This window comes from Microbacterium martis (assembly GCF_047246685.1).
In the GTDB taxonomy this organism is placed as follows: domain Bacteria; phylum Actinomycetota; class Actinomycetes; order Actinomycetales; family Microbacteriaceae; genus Microbacterium.
Genome location: NZ_JBFOKT010000001.1, coordinates 194406 through 214474, shown reverse-complemented (window position 1 = coordinate 214474; position 20069 = coordinate 194406). Strand labels below are relative to the sequence as shown.

At 70.5% G+C, this 20069-nt stretch carries 18 protein-coding genes; 8 read left to right on the top strand and 10 right to left on the bottom strand.

Going from position 1 to position 20069, the window contains the following annotated elements:
• Positions 1-32: 32 nt before the first annotated feature.
• Entirely contained in the window at positions 33-965 is a 933-nt protein-coding gene (locus tag AB3M90_RS01040) for a TetR/AcrR family transcriptional regulator (RefSeq protein WP_412949424.1), read from the bottom strand.
• Positions 966-1061: 96 nt separating this feature from the next.
• Here AB3M90_RS01040 and AB3M90_RS01035 point away from each other — a divergent pair, with 96 nt between their 5' ends.
• The gene (locus AB3M90_RS01035) at positions 1062-1958 is read left to right on the top strand and encodes an ATP-binding cassette domain-containing protein (protein WP_412949423.1); all 897 of its coding nucleotides are present in this window, start codon (positions 1062-1064) and stop codon (positions 1956-1958) included.
• Positions 1955-2770 carry an ABC transporter permease gene (locus AB3M90_RS01030; protein ID WP_412949422.1) on the top strand — a complete coding sequence of 272 codons (816 nt, stop codon included), beginning with the start codon at positions 1955-1957 and terminating at the stop codon, positions 2768-2770. Before AB3M90_RS01035 ends, AB3M90_RS01030 begins: the two co-directional genes overlap by 4 nt.
• 33 nt (positions 2771-2803) lie before the next feature.
• On the opposite strand, the gene AB3M90_RS01025 is transcribed toward AB3M90_RS01030, so the two are convergent.
• Positions 2804-3220: an ArsR/SmtB family transcription factor gene (locus AB3M90_RS01025; protein ID WP_412949421.1), complete on the bottom strand. Its 417-nt coding sequence runs from the start codon at positions 3218-3220 to the stop codon at positions 2804-2806.
• Between the two features lie 106 nt (positions 3221-3326).
• Between AB3M90_RS01025 and AB3M90_RS01020 the strand changes: the two genes are divergently transcribed.
• The gene (locus AB3M90_RS01020) at positions 3327-4757 is read left to right on the top strand and encodes a TrkH family potassium uptake protein (protein ID WP_412949420.1); all 1431 of its coding nucleotides are present in this window, start codon (positions 3327-3329) and stop codon (positions 4755-4757) included.
• Complete coding sequence (locus AB3M90_RS01015; RefSeq protein ID WP_412949419.1) at positions 4750-5421, top strand: potassium channel family protein; 672 nt, start codon at positions 4750-4752, stop codon at positions 5419-5421. Before AB3M90_RS01020 ends, AB3M90_RS01015 begins: the two co-directional genes overlap by 8 nt.
• 13 nt (positions 5422-5434) lie before the next feature.
• Here AB3M90_RS01015 and proC read toward each other — a convergent pair whose 3' ends face one another.
• Entirely contained in the window at positions 5435-6274 is an 840-nt protein-coding gene (gene proC / locus AB3M90_RS01010; RefSeq protein ID WP_412949417.1) for a pyrroline-5-carboxylate reductase, read from the bottom strand.
• A gap of 59 nt (positions 6275-6333) precedes the next feature.
• On the opposite strand from proC, the gene AB3M90_RS01005 reads away from it, so the two are divergent.
• A complete protein-coding gene (locus tag AB3M90_RS01005; RefSeq protein ID WP_412949415.1) occupies positions 6334-7305 on the top strand; it encodes a cation diffusion facilitator family transporter in 972 nt (323 codons plus the stop codon).
• 21 nt (positions 7306-7326) lie between these two features.
• Here AB3M90_RS01005 and tadA read toward each other — a convergent pair whose 3' ends face one another.
• Positions 7327-7782, bottom strand: a complete 456-nt coding sequence (tadA, locus tag AB3M90_RS01000; protein WP_412949414.1) for a tRNA adenosine(34) deaminase TadA — start codon at positions 7780-7782, stop codon at positions 7327-7329.
• A gap of 80 nt (positions 7783-7862) precedes the next feature.
• On the opposite strand from tadA, the gene upp reads away from it, so the two are divergent.
• Positions 7863-8495 (top strand): uracil phosphoribosyltransferase, encoded by a 633-nt coding sequence (gene upp, locus AB3M90_RS00995; RefSeq protein ID WP_412949413.1) that lies wholly within the window; start codon positions 7863-7865, stop codon positions 8493-8495.
• Here upp and AB3M90_RS00990 read toward each other — a convergent pair.
• The 3 genes from AB3M90_RS00990 to nadE form a co-directional block, all read right to left on the bottom strand.
• Complete coding sequence (locus AB3M90_RS00990; RefSeq protein WP_412949412.1) at positions 8480-9289, bottom strand: hypothetical protein; 810 nt, start codon at positions 9287-9289, stop codon at positions 8480-8482. The genes upp and AB3M90_RS00990 overlap by 16 nt on opposite strands.
• A complete protein-coding gene (locus AB3M90_RS00985) occupies positions 9286-12756 on the bottom strand; it encodes a TM0106 family RecB-like putative nuclease (protein ID WP_412949411.1) in 3471 nt (1156 codons plus the stop codon). The genes AB3M90_RS00990 and AB3M90_RS00985 overlap by 4 nt, the downstream gene beginning before the upstream one ends.
• 70 nt (positions 12757-12826) lie before the next feature.
• A complete protein-coding gene (gene nadE / locus AB3M90_RS00980; RefSeq protein ID WP_412949410.1) occupies positions 12827-13645 on the bottom strand; it encodes an NAD(+) synthase in 819 nt (272 codons plus the stop codon).
• A gap of 102 nt (positions 13646-13747) precedes the next feature.
• Here nadE and AB3M90_RS00975 point away from each other — a divergent pair, with 102 nt between their 5' ends.
• Positions 13748-14305 (top strand): phosphorylase family protein, encoded by a 558-nt coding sequence (locus AB3M90_RS00975; protein ID WP_412949408.1) that lies wholly within the window; start codon positions 13748-13750, stop codon positions 14303-14305.
• Between the two features lie 36 nt (positions 14306-14341).
• On the opposite strand, the gene AB3M90_RS00970 is transcribed toward AB3M90_RS00975, so the two are convergent.
• The 3 genes from AB3M90_RS00970 to AB3M90_RS00960 all read right to left on the bottom strand — a co-directional run bounded on the left by AB3M90_RS00970 (position 14342) and on the right by AB3M90_RS00960 (position 18982).
• Positions 14342-17380, bottom strand: coding sequence for an AAA family ATPase (locus AB3M90_RS00970; protein WP_412949407.1), 3039 nt, complete (start codon positions 17378-17380; stop codon positions 14342-14344).
• The gene (locus tag AB3M90_RS00965) at positions 17381-18550 is read right to left on the bottom strand and encodes an exonuclease SbcCD subunit D (protein WP_412949406.1); all 1170 of its coding nucleotides are present in this window, start codon (positions 18548-18550) and stop codon (positions 17381-17383) included.
• 123 nt (positions 18551-18673) lie between these two features.
• Positions 18674-18982: a GNAT family N-acetyltransferase gene (locus AB3M90_RS00960; protein WP_412949405.1), complete on the bottom strand. Its 309-nt coding sequence runs from the start codon at positions 18980-18982 to the stop codon at positions 18674-18676.
• A 330-nt stretch (positions 18983-19312) separates the two neighbouring features.
• On the opposite strand from AB3M90_RS00960, the gene AB3M90_RS00955 reads away from it, so the two are divergent.
• The gene (locus AB3M90_RS00955; protein ID WP_412949404.1) at positions 19313-20029 is read left to right on the top strand and encodes a winged helix-turn-helix domain-containing protein; all 717 of its coding nucleotides are present in this window, start codon (positions 19313-19315) and stop codon (positions 20027-20029) included.
• The last annotated feature ends 40 nt before the right edge of the window (positions 20030-20069 follow it).

Here is a 20069-nt window from a genome sequence, read left to right as displayed (position 1 = left end):
CATCATGGCAAGGGCCGGCAGCACGGAGATGCTCAGACCGATCTCCTGGATTTGGCAAGGCGTTCGCCGGCATCGCGCCGCGCCTGGCGCTCGATCTTGCGCGCGTCCCTCAGCGCCTTCTCCGCCTCGCGCACCGCCTTCTGCGCCTCCCGCAGCCGGCGATCCCCCGCGAGCTCGGCCGGGTCGAGAGCGACCCAGGCGTCCACCGTCGCATGCGGTTCGCCGCGATCGAGGTCGGAGATGTAAGCGGCGACACCGTCGAGCACCCGGTCCACGGCGAACCGGAACGGGTCGGCGGGCGATTGGAACACGTCGTCGTCGACGGCTCGGCGGAGCGCGGGGAACTCGTCGGCGGTGATCACCCGGTCGTAGAGCGTCGCTTCTCGCAGCGCCACCTCGCTCGGACTGAGACCGGTGCCCCGGCCCTGCTCGGTGTAGCCCGCCTGGACGATGCCGCACCACCGCGCGTCACCGGTGATCGCCAGCGCGACGGCCATCCGCTCGTCCGCCGTGAGCGGCGTCTCCTCCAGAGCGGCGAGAGAGGCGTCGAGCCAGGCCGAGCTGTTCGGCGTGATCGGTGAGCCCGTGATGGGCAGCGAGAGCACCCACGGATGCCGCAGATAGAGGAGGACCTGCTCTTCATACAGGGCCACCAGCTTCTCGCGCCATCCCGTCGCTTCGAGATGGCTCTCCGGCGGCAGACCGGTCGCCTGCTCCTGCATCAGCAGCAGCAGGTCGTCCTTGGCGCTGACGTAGCGGTAGAGCGACATCGGGGTGAAGCCGAGCTTCGCGGCGACCGCCGCCATCGACACCGCCCCGATCCCCTCGGCATCGGCCAGCTCCACGGCGGCTTCGACGATCTTCTCGACGCTCATCTCGCGCTTCGGACCCCGCTGCGGGTCGGCGGCCACGCCCCACGCGAGTGCGATGCCGCGGGGAAGCTCCGGAGGCTCCACATCCGTCATGCCCTCATCCTACTTCTGTTTATTTTGTAAACAGTGTATTACCGTCATACACACTTGTTTACGGGTTACACAGTGACCGTCTCAGAAAGGAAGCGGATGGAAACCGCCATCGAAGTGCGCGGCCTGCGCAAGGCGTTCGCCGACAGAGTCGTCATCGACGATCTCGACGTCGCCGTCGGCACCGGCGAGGTCTTCGCCCTCCTCGGCCCGAACGGTGCCGGGAAGACGACCACGATCAACATCCTGACCACGCTCACGCCGCCCGACGCCGGCACGGCGACCGTGGCGGGCTGGGACGTCGCGCTCCACGGCACCGAGGTGCGACGCCGGATCAGCCTCACCGGCCAATCCGCCGCCGTCGACGACGCGCTGACGGCGACCGAGAACGTGGTCATGTTCGCGCGCCTGTCGGGGCTCGGACGCACGGCGGCGAGACGGCGGGCCGCCGAACTCATCGCGCAGTTCGACCTGACGGATGCCGCCAGGCGAGCCGTGCGCACCTTCTCCGGCGGCATGCGCCGTCGGCTCGATCTCGCCCTGAGCTTCGTCGTCACCCCCGAGGTGCTCTTCCTCGACGAGCCGACGACCGGCCTCGACACCCGCAGCCGACGCGACGTCTGGGACACGGTGCGGATGCTGGCCCGCGGCGGCACGACGGTGTTCCTCACGACCCAGTACCTGGAAGAGGCCGATCAGCTCGCCGATCGCATCGCCGTGCTGCACGACGGCCGCATCGCAGCCCTCGGCACCCCGGCCGAACTGAAGTCGCGCATCGGCGGCGACACGGTCGAGCTGCGCGACGACCGGGGCGAGCTTCTGCGCGAGATCCCGACCGACGGCACCGTCGCCGACCTGCGGCGGGCTCTCGACGTCCTCGACGAGCAGAGGGCGCACGGCACGGTCACCCTCCGCCGTCCCACCCTCGACGACGTGTTCCTCGCCGTCACCTCCGCCGCCGTGTCGACCACCCCCACCATCGAGGAGCTCGCATGACCATCGCCTCCGCCGCGGCATCCGTTCCGGCACCGCCCCTCCCCCGTCCGCGTCTGCGAGGACTCCGCGCCGAGGGCATCTTCGTCGGTCGCAGCCTCCGCCAGTCGCTCCGCGACGGGGAATCGCTGCTCATGGCGATCATGCTTCCGGTGATGCTGATGCTGATGTTCACCTGGGTGTTCGGAGGGGCGATCGATCCCTCGGGGGCGTACGTCGACTACGTCGTTCCCGGCATCATCCTCACCTGCGCCGGATTCGGCGCGTCATCGACCGCGGTCTACGTCGCGGGCGATATGCGCACCGGCATCATCGACCGGTTCCGCACGATGCCCCTCCGTGCGGGAGCCGTGCTGACCGGGCACGTCGTCGCCAGCGTGCTCAGGAACCTCGTGGCCACGGCGATCGTCATCGGGGTCGGCGTGCTGGTCGGCTTCCGTCCGCGCGCGACGGTGTGGGAGTGGATCGCGTTGACGGGCCTGATCGCCCTGTACATCCTCGCGATCACCTACCTCTTCGCCGCCATCGGCCTGGCGGCGCGAAGCCCCGAGGGCGCGAACGGCTACGGTTTCGTGCTGCTGTTCCTGCCGTACCTCTCCAGCGCCTTCGTGCCCGTCGCGAGCATGCCGGGCTGGCTCCAGCCGGTCGCCGCGCACCAGCCGATCACGCCGATCGTCGAGACGATCCGGGGCCTGCTCTCCGACGCGCCGCTGCAGGGCGACCCCTGGTGGGCTCTCGGCTGGTGCCTGGCGATCCTGCTGATCGCGGCCGTCTGGGGCGCGTGGCTGTTCCGCCGCAAGGCCGCCCGCCGCTGACACCGTGACGGGAGCCGGGGCGATGGCCGAGCCTCAGGCTCCGAGGCGCTTCAGGGCCGTGGCGACGACGTGCTTCGCCGACGCCGCCGCGCGGCCGACGACCTCGGCCGCGTGCGCGGCGCTCTCGGGGAGCGGCGCCACCGGGTAGGCGATGTCGGGCGCGTCGTCGCCGTAGGCGTCGACGAGGAAGGGCACCAGCCAGTCGTCGACCACCTCGAGAGGTTCGACCGACAGGCTGTAGAAGCGACGCTGACCGTCTTCGCGCACCGAGACGAGCTCGGCGTCGCGCAGCACCTTGAGATGCTTCGACACGGTCGGCTGGCTGATGCCGAGGTCGGCGACGATGTGGCTGACGCTCGTTCCGGACTCGCCTTCCGACGTGCGTCGCAGCAGGAGCTGGAGGATGTCTCGCCTCGTACCGTCTGCGATCACGTCGAAGATGTCCGTCATGCAGATCAGGGTAGTCGTCCCCGGCACGGAGTACCATGACGAAGGCTCGGCGAAGGACGCCGTGTGAGCGCCCCGCACGGGTACGCGCAGGATGAAGGAGGACGCGATGTCGGGCATCGCTTCGGCGTCGTCTCCTCGCGAGCGCCTCGAGGGCGTGGTCGGCTGGGCCAAGCACGTCGTCACGTCGTCTCCGTCGCGATTCGCGATCGTCGTCTTCGCCCTGCTGATCCTCGTCTTCACGGCTCTGCTGTCGTTGCCCATCGCCTCGGCGAGCGGAACGGTGACACCCCTCAGCGACGCGCTCTTCACCGCCGTCTCCACGATCTGCGTCACGGGACTCGCGACCGTCGACATGGCGAACCACTGGTCGCCGTTCGGTCACGTCGTGGTGTTCGTGGGCGTCAACATCGGCGCTCTGGGCGTGCTGACCCTCGCGTCGCTGATGGGCATGCTCATCTCACGCCGTCTCGGGCTGCGGGCCAAGCTGATGGCCGCCGGCGACACCAACCCGCTGCGCGCGCACGGCGGGGTGGTGAACGAGAGCCAGACGGTCCGTCTCGGCGAGGTCGGTCAACTGCTCACCACCGTCGCACTCTCGGCGTTGATCATCGAGGCGTCGCTGGCCGCTCTGCTCTACCCGGCCCTCGTCATGGCGAAGGTCGATCCCATCGCGGCGCTGTGGGAGGCGCCGTACTTCGCGGCCATGGCCTTCACCAACACCGGCTTCGCGCCCAACGACGGCGGAGTGGCGGTCTTCGCCGACGACTACCTCGTGCTGTTCCTGCTCATGGTGGGCGTGTTCCTCGGCAGCATCGGGTTCCCGGTCATCTACACGCTCGCCAAGCACGTGTGGCACGTGAAGCGCTGGTCGCTGCACACCAAGCTCACCCTGGTCACGACCGTCCTGCTGTTCGTGGTCGGAGCGGCGGTCTTCCTGATCCTCGAGTACGACAACCCGAGGACCTTCGGGTCGATGGACGCGGCGGACACCACGTTCCAGGCGTTCTTCCTGTCGGCCATGACCCGGTCGGGCGGATTCAACGTGATCGAGATGGACGACCTCAACGGGTCGTCGCTGCTCGCCGCGAGCATGCTCATGTTCGTCGGCGGCGGATCGGCGTCGACCGCCGGCGGGATCAAGGTCACCACGCTCGCCGTGCTCGCCATCGCCGTCTGGTCGGAGGCGAAGGGTCGGCAGTCGGTCGAGGTGTTCGGCCGCCGCATCCCGAGCGACGTGCAGCGCGTGGCGCTCAGCGTCGTGGCCTGGGGAGCGACCATCGTCGCGCTCTCGACGATCGTCATCGCCCAGATCACCAAAGACGACATCAGTCACGTGCTCTTCGACGTGATCTCTGCTTTCGGCACGGTCGGTCTCTCGACGGGGCTCACCGCGAGCCTCCCCGACTCCGGCTCGTACGTGATGGCGGCCACCATCTTCATGGGCCGCGTTGGTACAGTGACACTCGCCGCGGCAGTCGCCGCGACATCGCGATCGCAGTATTACTCGCTGCCCGTGGAAAGGCCGATCGTTGGTTGAAGTCCTCCGTGGCGACGCGCCCGTCCTCGTCATCGGTCTCGGCCGGTTCGGCGCCGCCTGCGCCGGAGAGCTCGACCGTCTCGACCGTGAGGTGCTCGCGATCGACGACAACCTCGAGCTCGTGCAGAAGTGGTCCGACCGGGTCACCCACACCGTGCAGGCCGACGCGAAGAACATCGACGCGCTGCGGCAGATCGGGGCCGGCGACTTCCAGGTGGCCGTCGTCGCCGTCGGCTCGTCGATCGAGGCGTCGGTCCTCATCACCGCCAACCTCGTCGATCTGAAGGTGCCGCAGATCTGGGCCAAGGCCGTGTCGCAGTCGCACGGCAAGATCCTCGCCCGCGTCGGCGCGAACCACGTCATCTACCCGGAGCGCGAAGCCGGCGAGCGCGTCGCCCACCTCGTGAGCGGGCGGATGCTCGACTTCATCCGCTTCGACGACGACTTCGTGCTGGCGAAGATGTACCCGCCGAAGTTCATCCGCGGCGTCGGCCTCAACGAGTCGGGTGTGCGCAGCAAGTACAAGGTGACGGTCGTCGGCGTGAAGAGCCCGGGCAAGCCGTTCCGCTATGCCGAGGCCGCGACCATCGTGACGAACCACGACCTCATCATCGTGTCGGGAACCAACAGCGACATCGAGCGCTTCGCGTCGCTCGACCGCTGACCGGCGTCGCCGCTCACGCCCCGGCGGCGAGCTCCCGTGACCGGGCGAGCGCGGCGGCTGCGGCATCCGCGAACGTGCGGTCCAGGCGCGCGTCCTGCAGCACGGCGATGGCCCGCTCGGTGGTGCCCTTGGGGCTCGTGACGCGGCGGCGCAGTTCGGCAGGGTCGTCGCCCGAGGCGTCCAGCAGAGCGGTGGCGCCGATGAAGGTCTGCTCGGCCATGAGTCGGGCGTCGGCATCGTCGAAGCCCAAGCCGATGGCCGCCCGCGTGAACTCCTCGATCAGCAGGTACACGTAGGCCGGTCCCGACCCGGAGATCGTGCCGAGCGCGTCGATCTTCGACTCGGGCACCTCCACCACCACGCCGACGGTCTCGAACAGCCGACGCACGATCGCCCGATCGTCGGGGTCGGCCGACGCGCCGGCGGCGAGACCCGTCACTCCCCGACCCACGGTCGACGGGGTGTTGGGCATCGACCGGATGACGCGGGCCTCGTGTCCGAGCACCGACGCGAAGGCCTGCAGGGTGACGCCGGCGGCGAGGCTGACGACGATGGCGTCGGGCGCGAGGTGCGGGGCGATCTCTGTCAGGAGGTCGGGCACCATCGCCGGCTTCACTCCGACGAGCACCACTCGCGCGTCGGCGACGGCATCCGCGTTGCCGTCGGGCCGTTCGGCGAGGGCGATGCTGGTGACGCCGTCGAGTCCGGCGAGGGCCTCGGCCTTCTCGACCGTGCGATTGGTCGCGGTGATGCCGCCGTCGACGCGCATGCCCGACGCGAGCACGCCGCGAAGGATCGCGCCGCCCATCGAACCGGCACCGAGGAAGGCGAGGGAGGGAAGCGCGTCAGCCATGTGGTCATCCTACGGCGGGCGCTCCGGCATCCGTCGACGACCAGATCTAGACTCGTGCCATGAGTGCATCCGGAGGCAGCAAGGCCATCGTCGCGGCGTTCCTGGCGAACCTGGGAATCGCTCTTGCGAAGTTCCTCGCGTGGGCGCTCTCGGGATCGGCGTCGATGCTTGCCGAGGCGATCCACTCGGTGGCCGACTCGGGCAACCAGCTCCTGCTCATGCTGGGCGGACGCAGGGCCCGGCGCGAAGCCGACCGCTCCCACCCCTTCGGCTACGGCCGCGAGCGGTATGTGTACGCCTTCGTGGTCTCGATCATCCTCTTCTCGGTCGGCGGACTGTTCGCCATCTACGAGGGCGTCGAGAAGCTGACCCACCCGCACGAGCTCGACCGAACCTGGTGGTGGCTGCCCCTGGCCGTGCTGGCCGTCGCGATCGGTCTCGAGTCGTTCTCCCTCCGCACCGCCGTCCGCGAGAGCAATGTCGTGCGCGAGAAGGGCCAGTCGTGGGTGTCGTTCGTGCGCCGCTCGAAGGCGCCCGAGCTTCCCGTCGTGCTCCTCGAGGACGTCGGGGCCCTGACCGGTCTCGCCTTCGCGCTGCTCGGTGTCGGACTCACGCTGATCACCGGCAACCCGCTCTTCGATGCGCTGGGCACCGTCATGATCGGCGTGCTCCTGGTGCTGATCGCGATCGTGCTCGGTGTCGAGACCAAGAGTCTGCTCGTCGGCGAGGGCGCGACCCAGGCCGACCACGATCGCATCGTCGACGCCATCAACGCCGGCGACGAGATCGAGAAGATCATCCACATGAAGACGCTCTACCTCGGCCCGGACGAGCTGATGGTGGCCGCCAAGATCGCGCTCAACGCCGACAAGCCGCTGCGCGAGGCGGCCGACGACATCAACGCGATCGAGGCTCGCATCCGCGATGCCGTTCCCGTCGCCCGCGTCGTCTACATCGAGCCCGACGTCTACCGGCCGGCCATCGACCCCGAGCCCTCGACCGACGTGTTCGTGCTCAAGTCGTCGGATTGAGACGGCGCGGCCGGCCCGCGGTCAGCGCCGCTGCTCGAAGAACGCCCGCAGCAGCGCCGTGGCGGCATCCGCCTGCACCCCGCCGATCACCTCGGCCCGGTAGGGCAGCCGGCGGTCGCGCAGCACGTCGTACAGCGATCCCGCCGCTCCCGCCTTGTCGTCCCAGGCACCGAACACCACGCGGCCGATGCGCGCCTGAAGGATCGCGCCGGCGCACATGATGCACGGCTCGAGCGTGACCACGAGAGTGTGCCCGGTGAGATTCCAGGAGCCGGCGGATGCCGCGGCGCGGCGCAGCGCCTCGATCTCGGCATGACCGGTGGGATCGTGCGTGAGCTCGCGCGTGTTGCGCCCCTCGGCGACGATGCGTCCGCCGGCGTCGAGGATCACGGCGCCGACGGGGATCTCCGACGACGACGCAGCCTCCGACGCCAGCTGCAGGGCGCGCACCATGGCGAGATCGTCGGCCGCGGTCATGCGTCGAGCCTACGGCAGGGCGACCGGGAGGCCGAGGTGGGATGTCGTGCCCGGGCGACGGCGCGCATTAGCCTGTATCCATGCGTGTTCACGTCGCCGACCACCCCCTCGTCACCCACAAGCTGTCGGTGCTGCGCGATGCGCGCACGCCGTCGCCGGTCTTCCGCCAGCTCACCGAAGAGCTGGTGACCCTGCTCGCCTACGAGGCGACCCGCGGCGTCAAGGTCAGCCCGATCGAGATCACCACCCCGGTCACCACGACCATGGGCGTGAAGATCTCCGAGCCGCGCCCGATCGTCGTGCCGATCCTGCGGGCCGGACTGGGAATGCTCGAGGGCCTGGTCAAGCTGCTGCCGACCGCCGAGGTGGGGTTCCTCGGGATGGTGCGCGACGAGACGACGTTCGAACCGTCGACGTACGCCGAGCGGCTGCCGGAAGATCTCAGCGACCGTCAGTGCTTCGCGATCGACCCGATGCTCGCCACCGGCGGATCACTGGCGGCCGCGATCCAGTTCCTGTTCGACCGCGGCGCGAGAGACGTCACCGCCATCTGCCTGCTCGGCACCCCCGAGGGCGTCGCGGCGATCGAGGCGATGGCCGGCGACCGCGATGTCACGCTGGTGCTGGGAGCCCTCGACGAGCGCCTCAACGACAAGGGCTACATCGTGCCCGGGCTCGGCGACGCCGGCGACCGCCTCTACGGCACGGTCTGAGCGCTCGAGCCGCCTGAGACGACCAGACGATAGGCGCGTTCGTCGCCGAAGTGACGGAACCCTGCTCGGTGCAGGATCGGCGCGGAGGTCGAGACGCGGCCCTTGACCAGTGCGGTGATCGCTCCGAACTCGGCGCTCACCCGCAGCCGCTCGGCGAGGACGGCACGGTACGCCCCACGACCCCGGGCGCTCTCGACGGTGGCGGCGCCCCAGAGGCGGGTGAAACCGTCGACGATGGTGCAGCCGCCGGTGCTGACGGCGAGTCCGTCGAGGCGAGCGAGCACGCGCGCGTGGTCTCGGGCAGCGAGGCCCGCCTCCACCTCGTCGAGCTCAGTCCGGAGGCCCGCCTCGTCGAGCGGCTCCTGACCCCAGACCGGGACGTTGATGCGGTCGACCTCGCGTATCTGGTCGGGCGTGCACACCACCTCGGCCTGCACGTCGGGAGGCACGTCCACGACGAGTTCCTCGAGAGGCGCGGCGAACACGGCGACGGTGTCGACGTGCTCAGCTCCCCGTCGTCGGAGTTCGTCCTCGAGATCGGGGTCGTCGGAGGGGTTGGTCCAGAAGGTGAGGTGCTCCTCCTCCCAGTCCCGCGTGCGCTCGATGGCGTGATCGAGCACGGCGGCGGCATCGTACGGCGACCTCACCTGGGACCCCCGCACTCCCCCGCCGAACCGGGCCGGATAGCGCACGAGCTGGAGGTGCTCGCGTACCTGATCGCCGCCCCGGGGGAACCACACCCAGGCCGCGGAGGCGCGCAGCACGTCGTCGGTCGTGTGTGCCCGCGCCGTCATCCTGCGGCTCCGACGAGTCGGGCGAAGGCGCTCAGTCGGGCGACACCCTCGGGGGTGTAGGGCAGGTCGTCGAGCAGCGCCGGCGAATGGATCAGGTAGGCGACCGCCTGCGCGCGGGAGATGGCGACGTTCAGCCGGTTCTGCAGAAGCAGGAACTCGGGTCCGCGCGGTGCGTCGCGCCCGCTCGACGCGGCGAGCGAGGTGATCGAGACGACGGCCTCCTTGCCCTGGAAGTTGTCGACGGTGCCGACCGGCACCTCGGAGAACCCCGCATCGGCGAGCGCGTCGTGCACGAGCTGGCGCTGGGCGTTGTACGGCGTGACCACGATGATGTCGGCAGGGGCGAGAGGTCGGGTGGACCCCTTCTCGTCGTTGTCGGTGAAGGTGCGCCCCACCAGGTCGCGCACGAGGCGGACCACCTCGGCCGCCTCTTCCGGCGACTGTGTGGCGTTGCCGCGATGGCGCAGCGGGATCACGTGGAGACCGGCATCGATGCCCGCGATCGAGCGTCGTTCGGTTCCGGGTGCCGAGGCGAGCTGCCCCGCGTAGGCCAGCTTCGACACCGGCGCGGCGACGAGCGGATGCATCCGCCACGACGACGCCAGGAAGTACCCGTACTCGGGCCGGACCACGGGATCGCCGTCCATGACCCAGCCGAGCGCCGACGTGTCGACCGGCTCGGGATGAGCGCCCTGACTGACCTGCGGCAGTTGCTGCGGATCGCCGAGGAGGAGCAGCCTCTTCGCCCCCGCCGCGACGGCGATCGTCGATGCGAGGGAGAACTGGCCCGCCTCGTCGATCACCAGGAGGTCGAGTCCCGCTCGCTCGACGCGCTGCGTGTTGCTGAAGTCCCACGCGGTCCCGCCGACGACGACCCCCTCGTCTGCGTGGTCGGCCAGGAAGGCCGCCATGCCGTTCTTGGCGATCGCCGTGTACGAGATCGCCGCCCCGGCATCCTTCGGCGCCTTCGCGACGCGCGCCGGATCCACGCCGTCGGCGACCACGCGCTCGAGCAGCGTCTCGATGATCGCGTGCGACTGCGCCACCACGCCGACCCGGAATCCGTGCTCGTTCACGAGTCGGGCGATGACCTGGGAGCCGGTGTACGTCTTGCCGGTGCCGGGCGGACCCTGGACCGCGAGGTAGCTGCGGTCCAGATCGAGCACCGCGCGCACGATGGCGTCGATCGCATCGCCGTCGGCCGGAGGGATCGTCCGCCCCGACACGGTGCGCGGAGGGATGCGCCGGAGGATGTCGGTCGCAGCATCCGCCGGGAAGTCGGGCGCGGCGGCGTGGAGCGCATCGGCCCACTCGTCGATCGCTCCCTGCAGCGACACGACACGCGGTGGAGCGGCCGGGGTCAGCGCCAGAGGCAGCTCGTCCCACGTCTGCCCCTGCACGGCGGACTCGGTCACGAGGTAGCCGTCGTCGAGGACCTCGGTCACGGCGACCGAGTGCGGCACGTGCACGGCGCGCGACGGCACCTCGGTGTCGAAGGGAGCCGGCACCTCGTAGAGGGCGAACGGCTGCGCCCCGGGACCGAGCGTGGTGCCGGGTGACACCTCGCCGCGGATCTCGATCTCGCGCGACATCACGCGTCGTCCTTCGCCGATGCTCCAATCGCGGCGCACCGAGGATGCGGCGCGATCGACTCGCACGACGTCGCGCGTGCCGTCCCACATCGTGACCGGTTCGCGCAGACGCTGGAAATGCGAGACCCAGAAGCTCTTCGCCTCGCGGGGGAAATAGTCGATGGCGGCAGCCGCGAGCCGGTGCACGAGGCCGTCCTGCCCGGCGTCAGCGGCGCGCTCGGCGTCAGCGAGGAGAGCGATGGACCGCGGCGAGGGTTCGTACACGACTTCGTCGATCTCGTCGGGCGGTGCGGGTGTCACGCCTTCCTGTCGAGCGATGTCGATCAGCCAGTTGCGCAGTCGACGCGTCGAGACGCAGTCGTAGCGGTTGTAGTCGGCGAGGTCGGCCAGCACGGCCTCTGCCGCGGCGTCGTCTCCGGCGTCCGCGAGCTCACGCGCTGCGACGTACTGCACGATGGAGTCGTCGCCCTTCTGCACATCGCTCGTGCGGACGTCGTCGCCCATGTAGAGCGGTTCCAGCTTCTTGATCGAATACGACCGCGAGCCGACCCTGACGGTGCGGAGCACGAGGGGGTACAGGTCGACGAACACGCCCTCGCGCAGCAGGCGATCGACCTCGCCCTCGCGCACGCCGTGCCGCGCCGCCATGGCGACGAGGTGCGAGGTCTCGTACGGGGCGTAGTGGTAGATGTGCATGCCGGGGTGGGCCGCCCGGCGCGCGGCGACGAAGTCGAGGAACGACTCCAGGGCTCGGCGCTCGTCGGCGAAGGTGTGAGCCCACAGCGACGAGTACTGGTCGGCGTTGTCGACCCAGCCGAAGAGGTAGTCGATGCCCCAGTGCGCGTCCCCCTCGGCGGCGGGCTCGGTGTACAGCGGATCGCCCTCGAAGTCGAAGAAGATGTCGCCGTGACTGGGGAGCGGCAGGGTATGGATCGCCGGCGCGTAGTGCACCTCGTACGTCGGCGCGTCGTCGGCCTCGGCGCGGAGCTGCAGGGCGGCCTGGGCCCGGAGCGTCTCGAACGTGTCGGGATTCATCCCGGCCGGCGCCTCGGCGGCCGTCGCGAGCGCGTCGATCGTCTCGATGCCGGCCGCCCGCAGCCGAGCGCGCTGCACCGGACGCATGCGCGCGACCATGAGCAGGTCGCGGTGCGCGAGCACCTGCTCCTCGCACGTGGCGCATCGACCGCAGGCGACGATCTGCAGCTCGTCGCGGTCGTCGCCCCAGGCGAGCGGCCGACCGGCGGGGCCCTCCGCGATGCGCCGGTCGGCGATGAGCGCGCGCAGGCGCGCGCGGCGGACGTGGAACAGCGGAAGCAGGTCGTCGACGACGTGCGTGCTCAGGGTGCCGTCGCCGAGGATGAGATCGACCTCGTCGGAGCGCGGGATGCCGAGCCGGTCGAGCTGATCGACGTATGCCGCCAGCTGCATGAGTGCGGTCACCCGCGCCTTGCGAGCGAGCTTCGAGTCCTGGACGCGCCAGCGCCCCTGGTCGTCTCGTCGGAGGAAGTCGGCGAATCCCACGAACTCCTCGGTCGCGAACGCCGCCTGGAACACGACCAGAGCGTCGGACCCCAGCGCCTCGATCGTCTCGTCTGTGGCTGCTCTCAGCGCCTCGGCGTCGCTGGACGAGACCTTCTCGACCTGATGGACCCGACGGTCGCCGAGGTCGTCGACATAACGCGCGAGAACGGCGCGCTCATGCACGTCGCCGAGGAGCGCGGCGCGCTGGAGCGTCGCGTCTTCGGGCTCGTCGACGGCCGGCACGCGGCCGAGCTTCGCGTCGATCGCGCGACACCAGGCGAACTCGCACTCGGCAGCCGCCTTGAGGTCGCTGGCGCTCCAGATGACGCGCTGCGCCTCGGTGTCGATCCGCACGATGCTCCCGTTCTCTCGGATGCTTCGACACTATCCGCGGCATCCGACACGGGGAGAAACGGCTCGCGCCTCACCGCCACCAGTCGTCGTCGGGCGTCACCGGCAGGCGTCGCTTGTGCTCCGTCGCGAAGTACCTCGCCTCGATGCGCCCCGCGACCTCCGGATCGACGGGTCGGCCCTCGAGGAAGTCGTCGATCTGCTCGTAGGTGAGACCGAGCTCGTCCTCGTCGGCGCGGCCCGGCTGCCCGTCGAGCAGGTCGGCGGTGGGAACCTTCAGCGCCAGGCGGTCGGGGGCATCGAGGAACCGCAGCATCGCGCGCCCCTGTCGCTTGGTCAGTCCCGCCAGCGGCAGCACGTCGGCTGCGCCGTCGCCGAACTTCGTGTAGAAGCCGGTGACCGCCTCGGCCGCGTGATCGGTGCCGATCACCAGCAGCCCTTCGTGACCGGCGAGCGCGTACTGCGTCACCATGCGCAGACGTGCCTTGATGTTGCCGCGGTTGAAGTCGCTGACATCGTCGGTGACGGCCGCCTCGATGTCCTTCTCCACGCCGTCCACGCCGTTCTGGATGTTCACCTCGATCGAGCGGTCGGGTGCGATGAACGCCAGCGCCGCCTCGGCATCCGCTGCGTCGGCCTGGACCCGGTAGGGAAGCCGCACGGCGAGGAAGGTCGCCTCGCCGCCCTCGGCGCGCACCCGTTCGACCGCCAGCTGAGCGAGTCGTCCGCCGAGCGTCGAGTCCTGACCGCCGGAGATGCCGAGCACGAATCCTCGCGCCCCCGTGCTGCGGAGATAGTCGGCGAGGAAGCCGACTCGCCGGTCCACTTCGGTCTCGGGATCGATGTCGGGCCGGGCACCGAGGTCGTCGGCGATCTGCTTCTGCACTGTCACGGGATCCTCCACTCTTCCTTCGAATCAGTATCGCGCCTCCCGGGACGACCGGGGCGATCGGCGGCGGAGATCGGTCCCGGCATGACCTGACAGAATGGGGAGGTGAAGCTCCTCGTCGCCGCCCTCGCCTCCGAACTGTCTGCATTCCCGGAGGAGCTCGACGGCTTCGATCGACTGGTCACCGGCCCCGGCAAGCTCCAGGCCACGTACGCACTGACCCGTGCCCTCGACGCGCGCGACTACGACGAGATCGTGGTCGTCGGCACGGCGGGAGCGATCGATCCGACCCTGGAGTCGACGGTCCACGAGGTCGAGACGGCGTTCCAGCACGACGTCACCGACCTCGACGGCATCGCCGGACAGCACGTCTCGCTGCCCGCGCGTGTCACCACGGGGCGGACGGGGGTGCTGATCGCGACCGGCGACCATTTCGTCGACGACGCGGAGGTCACGGCGGTGATCCGTCCGAGCGGTGCCGCACTCGTCGACATGGAGACCTACGCCTACATCTGGGTCGCGGAGCAGTTCGGTGTGCCGATCCGCGTCTTCCGGGCCGTGTCGGATCAGGCCGAGGACGGCGCCCTCTCCGATTGGCGTGCGGCGGTGGCACGGTGCAGCGTGCAGCTTCGGGACGTCATCCGCAGCGAGTACGGCGTCTGACCGCGACGCTCGCCGCGAGGGATCGCCGCGATGCGGTCACCGCGTCTCGATGATGCTCGGCCCCTCGGCGGTCGCCCGAACGGTCAGCTGCGCGGGGATCTGCTCCTGCATGGCCTCGACGTGGCTGATCACTCCGACGGAGCGCCCCCCCTGCCGCAACTCGTCGAGAGTTCGCATCGCGACGTCGAGCGTGTCTCCGTCGAGCGAGCCGAAACCCTCGTCGATGAACAGCGTGTCGAGTCGGATGCCGCCGGCTCGCGCCGTGACGACCTCGGCGAGACCGAGCGCGAGCGCGAGGGAGGCGAGGAACGTCTCGCCCCCGGAGAGCGACTGCGGCGGGCGGGTCTGCCCGGTGAAGGCGTCGGACACCACGATCCCCAGACCGGATGCCGCGCCGCGGGCGGCCAGCGCGTCGGAGTGCTGCAGCTGGTAACGGCCCGTGGACATGTCGTGAAGGCGCCGGTTGGCCGCGCCGACGATCTCCTCGAGCTCGGCCGCGAGCACGAACGTCTCGAGAGTCATCTTGCGTGTGTTCGCGCCTCGCCCGGCGATGGTGTCCGCCAGGCCCTGGAGCACCTCGAACTCCTCGGCGGCGTCGGCCGTCTTCGCGTGCTCGGATGCCGCGGAGTCGATCAGCGACTCGAGTCTCTCGGCGATGCCCGCGGCGCGACCGGCATCGTCCACCGCCTGCAGCCACGCCGCACGGGCGGCCTCCGCGGCTTCTTCGGCGGGGGCGAGCTCGATCGGCTCCTCGGGCAGCGTGCGCAGCTCGAGGTCGAACAGGATCGCCCGCTCCTTCTCCCAGTGCACCGCGTGGTGGACGATCCGGGCATCGAGCGCCTCCTGCGCGGCGGGTGAGCGCAGCGCGCGATCGACCGCGTCGACATCGGCGAAGGACGACTCGGAGAGTGCGGCTGCGAGCGCGCTCTCGCTCTCGACTGCCCGTGCGGCCCGCCGCACGCGTTCCGCACGTGCGTCGGCGAATCGCCGTGCCGTGTCGACCTTCGTCTCGAGATCGGCCAGGCGCTCGGCGACCGTTGCGAACGAGCCGCGCGCTGCGGCGACGAGGGCCTGCGCCTCGGCCGCCTTGTCGGTCAGCACCGCCAGCCGCTCGCGGGCCGAGGCGAGCGCGGCGGCGTCACGATCGCGATCGCGCTCGAGCTCCTCGGCGCGCTCCATCAGTCGCTGCAGTCGCGTCTCGAGTTCCTCCTGCCGTGCGGCGGCGGTGACGCTCTGCGCGTGGGCGTCGAGAGCCGCCGCCTGGGCGACGGTGGCTTCGGCGACATCGAGGCCCTCCGATCGCGACTCCGCCACGGCGAGTTCGGCCGCGAGGGCGGCGAGCGACGACACGGCTTCCCGCTCGCTCGCGGCGGCCTCGTCGCGAGCGGACTCCGCCTCCGCGATGTCGTCGACCGACACCGGATCGGAGTGCGAGGCCGGATCGGGATGCTCGTTCGCGCCGCACACGGGGCAGGGCTCGCTCTCGCGGAGGCCCGTCGCGAGCTCTCCGGCCATGCCGTCGAATCGTCGCTGTCGAAGTCGAGCAAGCGCGGTCTGCGCCGCCGCATGCTCGGTCGTGGCGACGGTGAGCCGCTGGTCGGCGACCGTGCGCTGGGCTCGAAGCCGTTCCGCGAGCTGCGCGGCCGCGACACGGCTCTCGGCCACGGCCAGGGCCGTCTCCCGATCTTCCAGGCGATCGGCTGCGCGCCGTCCCTCGTCGCGCTCGGCCGTGACCGCGGTGATCTGCGCGGGGAGAGCTTCTCTCGTGGCCGCACCCGCCGCGATGCGGTCCGCGGCGCTCTGCACGGCGAGCTCGGCGGTGGCCGTCTCGGCGGCCAGAGTCGGCTCCTGCTCCTCCAGCTCTCGCGCGCGCTGCCAGCCGCCGCTCTCGCGGAGGCGTTCCGCCGCCCATGCCTCCAGATCGGCGACATCGCCGATGTCGAGGGCGTGCCAGTCGGCCTGGGCGGATCGCTCGGCGGCGCTCGCGTCGGCCAGCTCCGTCTGCGCTGCACCCCGTGCGGCGATGACCGTCCGGAGCCGCTCCGCCGCTCTCGCCTCGGCGAGCTCGACCCGGGCGGCGCCGATCGACGGCTCCTCCGCCTCGAGCCGGGCGATCGCGGCGCGTGCTCTGTCGCGTTCGACCTGCGCTCGCTGCTCCTCGCGCGAGACGGTGAGAACGGCATCGGCGTCGCGCGACCGCTTCTCCGCATCGAGGCGCTCCGAGGCGCGGCGCTCGGCCCGGTAGTCTGCGCGCGCCTTGGCCCGACGGAGCGCGTCGAGGCGGTCGGCCGTGGTCGCGACGACGAGGGGACGAGCGGAACCGTCGTCAGCGAGGCCGTCGTCGGCCGCGGCGCCGTCGGCCGCGACGCTGTCGCCGGCCTCGACACTGTCGCCGCCGAGGTCGGCGCTCACGATCAGCCGCTCCGCCTCATCCAAGCGGGCGGCGACGGTCGCCAAGCGAGCGCCGAGAGCGTGTTCCGCCGCGCGACGGCGCTCGTCGAAGCGCGACTGCACGTCTTCGAAGCGCTGCGTGCCGAACAGCCGTCGAAGCAGCGCCTGTCGGTCTCGGCTGCCGGCGAGCAGGAACTCCGAGAACCGGTTCTGCGCCAGCAGGATGACCTGCAGGAACTGCTCGCGGCTGAGCTGCAGGATCTCCTCGAGCTCGTGGGCGACGTCGACGGCCCGCGCCGCACGGCCCACCCACCCGGCGTCCGTCCACTCGTGGAGCGAGGCGGCGGCCGCCTGCTTGGTCATGCCACCGCCGCGCTTCGCCGGGCGCAGGTACTCCGGCGAACGCGTGACCCGGAAGCGCCCCGCCGACGCGCTGAACTCGACCATGACCTCGGAGATGTCATCGGGTTCGCAGTGATCGCTGCGGAGCCGTTTCTCACCTCCGTCGTAGCGGGGCACGCCCCCGTAGAGGCCGAAGCAGACCGCGTCGAGGATGCTCGACTTGCCGGCGCCCGTGCGGCCCGCGATGAGGAAGATGCCGTCGTCGACGAAGGCGTCGAAGTCGACGGTCTGGCGCGACCGGAACGGGCCGAACCCCTCGACCTCCAGACGGTGCAGGCGCATCTAGACGAGCGCCTCCGCGCGCACACGGTCGTCGAGGACCGCGTGGATGAGCTCGGTCTCGGTCTCATCGGGACCACGGCCGGCTCGCACGTGCTCGAGGAAGGCGCCGATGCGCTCGGCATCGGTCACCGCGGTGCGAAGTCGCTGCGCGTACGACCGCTCCTGCTCCGCCGGGGCCGCGAGAGGCTGGTGCTGCACCATCGCGCAGAACGGGAACCTCTCGCGAAGCCGGCGCATCGGCTCGGCCTGCGGCACCTCGTCGGTGTACACGGCGCAGATCCAATGGTCGGCGTGCTCGGCGACGATCGCATCGGCGAGGATCTCGGTCAGGAGGCCGGTGAGCGTGACCAGGCGGCGCGGCACAGGAAGGTCGAGCCATTGCACCGAGGCGAGACCGTCGGCGTCGAGGTCGACGAGCCACGAGCCGCGCGGCTTGTGCTGCTCGCCGAAGCTGTAGTGCAACGGCGCCCCGGCGTAGCGCACCCGGTGGGTGATCGCCTGCCGACCGTGGATGTGGCCGAGCGCGACGTAGTCGGGTCCGTCGAAGACGCTCAGCGGCACCACATCGAGGCCGCCCTGCCGAACCTCGCGCTCGAGCCCGGCCGTCGCGTCGACCCCCGCAGCGAAGCAGTGCGCGACGGCGACCGAGCGCCCGGGGTGCTCGCTCATGCCCGCCCGCACCAGGTCCATCGCGTGCGACATGGTCTGGGCCTGGGTGCGGAGCTGACGCCCCTCTGCGTCGCCCGCCGGCCAGTGCTGCCGCACGATCGCCGGTTCGAGATAGGGGATGCCGAAGAAGTGCACCGGCCCGTCCGCGTCGGCGATCGTCACGGGCACACCGACGGACAGAGGGTCGGTGAGCACGTGGATGCCCTCGCGCAGCAGGCGCGCCTGGAAGCCGAGTCGGGCCGCCGAGTCGTGGTTGCCGCTGGTCACGAGGACGCGCGCGCCCGTCTCGTGCAGGGAGACAAGCGCGTCGCCGAGCAGCGTGTACGCGGGACCCGACGGCGTCGCGGAGTCGAACACGTCGCCGGCGACGACCACGACGTCGACCGAGCGACTCCGCACCTGCTCCGTCAGCGCGGCGAGCACCTCGGCCAGCGCGTCCATGGTCGAGTGACCGTGGAACGTGCGGCCGATGTGCCAGTCGGAGGTGTGCAGGATTCGCATACCCACACGCTACGAACCGCCTCGGACATTCCGTCCGAGGCGTGCCGCCGAACGCCGGACGGGCTGCTCGCGGCATCCGTCCCGCACGGGCCGTCGACGTAACAGAACGTCACATCGGACGGCTCAGCGCGAGCGCAGCAGACGGGCGTGCTCCGGGTGGGCCGCGAACCACTCCGACACATACCAGCACACGGCGTCGACCTTGCGGTCGCCGCGCGACTCGATGTCGGCGACCGCTCCCTCGACGACCTTGCCCGCGTAGCCGTTGCCGCGGAAAGTCGGGACGGTGAAGGCGCGCGTCAGGGCGACGGTGCGGCCGTCGTCCCGATAATCGAGCACGCTCACGAGCTTGCCGTCGCGGGTGAGCGTGTAGCGCGATTCATCCTTCTCGTCGGTCAGGATGAACCCGCCGACGGTGCTCGAGATCGTCATTCGAGCAACGTTACGCCTGCTTCCCGGCCGTGCGGCCGTTTTGACACGGGGCGACACGATCGGACATAATCCCCCCATGACTACCAACGCAAGCCCTTTGTCCGCCCAGGAGGCGAACGGGACTGCCGGGATGATGATGCCCGGTCGCGTTGGCATGTGTTGCCGAATGTGTCGCTGAACGAACAGCCACCCCGCCTGACCTGATCCTCCGCCATCTGCGGGTTCAGAGTCTCCGAGCATCCACCCTTGCTCGCTCCCCCGGCTCCGCCCGGTCATTCATGCAACGCATCAGAGCCTTCTGCCGGCTCACGTCCTGAGGACCACATCATCATGTCGAACACCGCACTTCTCGAGCGCCCCACCCGCATCGCGCCGAACCGCACCGCCCGCCCGACGCAGCCCGAGTCGACTTCCGCGCTGAACGCCGCCGCCGACCTCCCCGCCGTCCGCTCGCCTCGCGGCTTCGCCCTCTACGTCGGACTCGACGAGATCAAGGCCGCCGAGGCCGGCGTCAGCCTCCCGCTCCTCGTCGACGCGCTCCGTCGCACACTGGCCGAGCTCGCCCCCGGCGCCGAGACCCACGCGACGGTCGCCCTCGCCCCGCACGGCTCGGGCGGTCGCGACCTCGACGTCGTGCGCCTCGCCCTGCAGGAGCCGGGCGCGATCGCTCGCACCAAGGCCGCGGCCGAGGACGAAGTCGCCGAGGAGGAGATCGGCGTCACCGTCGACATCTCCCGCAAGCGGGTGCTGATCGACGGCGACTCGGCGGCGTTCACCTACAAGGAGTTCGAGCTGCTGCAGTACCTCGTGCTCCGCGAGGGACGCACGATCGAGCGCAGCGAGCTCGTCTCGGCCCTCTGGCAGGCCCAGGACGACGAGACCCCCGGAGAGCGCACGATCGACGTGCACGTGCGCCGTCTCCGCGCCAAGCTGGGCCGCTACGAAGACATCGTCCGCACGGTGCGCGGCATCGGCTACCGGTTCGACCGGCACGCCGACGTGGTGATCCGCTACGGTCACGGAACCCCCTCGCCCGACCGCTTCTGAGGCCTCTGCGAGCACTGTCGGAACCGCGGCGTAGGGTGGG

Bases quoted from the DNA above. Each gene is read 5' to 3' on its own strand.
- AB3M90_RS00970 (WP_412949407.1), bottom strand. From the start codon at position 17,380: ATGCGCCTGCACCGTCTGGAGGTCGAGGGGTTCGGCCCGTTCCGGTCG.
- AB3M90_RS00955 (WP_412949404.1), top strand. From the start codon at position 19,313: ATGTCGAACACCGCACTTCTCGAGCGCCCCACCCGCATCGCGCCGAAC.
- proC (WP_412949417.1), bottom strand. From the start codon at position 6,274: ATGGCTGACGCGCTTCCCTCCCTCGCCTTCCTCGGTGCCGGTTCGATG.
- AB3M90_RS00965 (WP_412949406.1), bottom strand. From the start codon at position 18,550: ATGCGAATCCTGCACACCTCCGACTGGCACATCGGCCGCACGTTCCAC.
- AB3M90_RS01035 (WP_412949423.1), top strand. From the start codon at position 1,062: ATGGAAACCGCCATCGAAGTGCGCGGCCTGCGCAAGGCGTTCGCCGAC.
- AB3M90_RS01040 (WP_412949424.1), bottom strand. From the start codon at position 965: ATGACGGATGTGGAGCCTCCGGAGCTTCCCCGCGGCATCGCACTCGCG.
- tadA (WP_412949414.1), bottom strand. From the start codon at position 7,782: ATGACCGCGGCCGACGATCTCGCCATGGTGCGCGCCCTGCAGCTGGCG.
- AB3M90_RS00990 (WP_412949412.1), bottom strand. From the start codon at position 9,289: ATGACGGCGCGGGCACACACGACCGACGACGTGCTGCGCGCCTCCGCG.
- AB3M90_RS01020 (WP_412949420.1), top strand. From the start codon at position 3,327: ATGTCGGGCATCGCTTCGGCGTCGTCTCCTCGCGAGCGCCTCGAGGGC.
- AB3M90_RS01005 (WP_412949415.1), top strand. From the start codon at position 6,334: ATGAGTGCATCCGGAGGCAGCAAGGCCATCGTCGCGGCGTTCCTGGCG.
- AB3M90_RS01030 (WP_412949422.1), top strand. From the start codon at position 1,955: ATGACCATCGCCTCCGCCGCGGCATCCGTTCCGGCACCGCCCCTCCCC.
- AB3M90_RS01025 (WP_412949421.1), bottom strand. From the start codon at position 3,220: ATGACGGACATCTTCGACGTGATCGCAGACGGTACGAGGCGAGACATC.
- AB3M90_RS00960 (WP_412949405.1), bottom strand. From the start codon at position 18,982: ATGACGATCTCGAGCACCGTCGGCGGGTTCATCCTGACCGACGAGAAG.
- upp (WP_412949413.1), top strand. From the start codon at position 7,863: ATGCGTGTTCACGTCGCCGACCACCCCCTCGTCACCCACAAGCTGTCG.